This is a genomic window from Streptomyces sp. NPDC046203 (genome assembly GCF_040646255.1).
GTDB lineage: Bacteria > Actinomycetota > Actinomycetes > Streptomycetales > Streptomycetaceae > Streptomyces.
In genome coordinates this window covers 1-2,517 of sequence record NZ_JBEYZX010000098.1, presented here as the reverse complement: position 1 = coordinate 2,517, position 2,517 = coordinate 1, and the positions used below count along the sequence as shown (strand labels likewise).

Below are 2,517 nucleotides of genomic sequence, written 5' to 3'. Positions count from 1 at the left end.
GGTTTGGGCTTTGTTATTTGGGCCAGTTTTTGCGTTAACCCTTTGGGCCCCTGGCCCCCTCCCTCGCCAGGGGTGCCCCGGACCGTACCCCGGGGGGGGGGGCCCCGCGTCTCTCTACACCGCCCCTGAAGCGACCGCATCCCCGAAGACATCCGCGTGCGGCCACGGGAGTGAAGCCGAGCCCCTGTAACCCGCCGAACAGGTGGAAAACTACCCAAAGGGGAGGTACTGGCAAAACTTCGGGAAAAAGGGCGCCGTGACACTTCCCGCATACGTAATGAGATCCCGTACGGACAGGAGCCGGGCGCGGACCCTTCCGCGGACCCTCCCGCGGACCGTTCTGCGCGCCCTGGTCGCCACCCTCGCCGGCGTCCTGTGCCTGGCCGGGTTCGCGGCACCGCCCGCGAGCGCGCAACAGGCCCCGCCGACCGACCTCGCCCTGTCCTGGGGCTACAACACCCGAGGACAGCTGGGGGACGGCACCACCACCAACCGTTTCCTGCCGGGCGACGTGGTCCTTCCCGAGGGCGTCGAGCTCACCGCCCTCTCCGCCAGCGGATTCTTCAGCATGGCGCTGACCTCGGACGGGCGCGTCCTCGCCTGGGGCGAGAACGACTTCGGCCAGCTCGGCGACGGCACCACCACCAACCACCTCACCCCGGCGTACGCGGACATCCCGGCGGGCACCACGATCACCGCCATCGACACCGGCCAGTTCTTCAGCCTGGCCCTGACCTCCGACGGCCGCGTCCTCGCCTGGGGGCTGAACGCCGTCGGACAGCTCGGCGACGGCACCAGCGACAACAGCAGCACGCCCGTCGAGGTGTCGATCCCCGCCGGCGTCCGGATCACCGACATCTCCGCCGGCGGCGGGACCGGGGTGGCGCTGACGTCCGACGGGCGCGTCCTGGGCTGGGGTGACGGCGTCAACGGCCAGATGGGGAACGGCACCAACGGCTACAACCGCACGCCGGTCTACGCGTCCCTGCCGGCCGGGACCGAGATCACCGACGTCTCGGCGGGCCAGACCCACGTTCTGGCGCTGACCGACGACGGCCAGGCCCTCGCCTGGGGATACAACGGCTCCGGGGAGCTGGGCGACGGCACCACCACCCAGCGCAACCTCCCGGTCCCGGTGGACCTGCCCACCGGAGTGCGGCTCACCGCCGTGGACGCGGGCTCCTACTACAGCCTGGCGCTGACCGACGACAGCCGCGCCCTCGCCTGGGGAGCCAACAACTTCGCGCAGTTGGGCGACGGCACCACCACCAACCGTTCGACTCCGGTGTACACGGCCCTCCCGGACGGCGTCACGATCACCGCCGTCTCCGCCGGCACCTACACCGAGCTGGCGCTGACAGCCAACGGCCGTGTCTACGCCTGGGGTTACAACAACTGGGGGCAGGTCGGCGACGGCACCAGCGTCCAGCGCAGCACCCCGGTCCTGACGCACCTGCCCGAGAACACCGCCGTCACCGCCATCGCCGCGGGCTGGTGGCACAGTCTGGCCCTGGCCGAGCCGGGGTCGAGCAGGACCACGCTGACCGCCGTCCCGACCACGGTCGCCCCCGGCGCCCCGGTCACCCTCACCGCGAACGTCACCTGCAACATCGACACCCCCACCGGAAGCGTCACCTTCCTCGACGGCGAGGCCGTGCTCGGCACCGGCACCCTCGACGCGAGCGGCACCGCCACCCTCACCACCACGAGCCTGCCGCTCGGCGCGCACACCATCACCGCACGGTACGAGGGCGACGGCATCTGCCCGCCCTCCACCTCCACCGGTGTCGTGGTCGTCGTCGAGGAGCCTCCGGTGGCCTCCCTCACCCTGACCAAGCAGGTCGCCTCCACCGGCCCCTTCCAGGTCGGGGACGCCGTGAACTACACGTACACGGTGACCAACACCGGCACGACCGACCTGAACGAGGTGGCGGTCACCGACGACCACGTGGCGGACGTCGACTGCGACGCCGCCACCCTCACCCCCGGGGAGAGCACCACCTGCCACGGCAGCCACACCCTCACCCAGGCCGACATCACGCCGTGCCAGCCGGCGGCGGGCGGCGGCTGCGAGGTGACCAACCTGGCCCAGGCCACGGCGACCGGTCCCGGCGGGCAGGAGGCCGCCAGCGAGCAGGCCACGGCCACGATCACCGTCCAGCAGCAGGAGGTCTCCGGTCTGACGCTGGCCAAGCGGGCGGACTCGGCCGGCCCGTTCGAGGTCGGCGACACCGTCACGTACACGTACACGGTCACCAACACCGGTGATGCCGCCGTGCACGGGCTGACCGTGACCGACGACCGCGTCGCGGACGTGGACTGCGGGACGACCACCCTCGCCGCCGGGCAGAGCACGACCTGCCACGGTACGTACGTCGTCACCGAAGACGACGCCACGTGCGGACCGCGCGGGAACGGCGGTCGCGGGGACGGTGGTTACGGCGGCGGCCACGGCGGCACCTGCCCCGTCACCAACACCGCTCAGGCCACCGCGACCGACACGCAGGGCGACACCGT

Annotated in this window: 1 protein-coding gene; it reads left to right on the top strand. The window is 71.7% G+C overall.

All coding sequences use genetic code 11. From position 1 onward, the window contains the following. Window positions 1-277: 277 nt before the first annotated feature. On the top strand, window positions 278-2,517 hold a 2,240-nt coding region (locus ABZ990_RS31095), incomplete at its 3' end, for an Ig-like domain repeat protein (protein WP_361238950.1).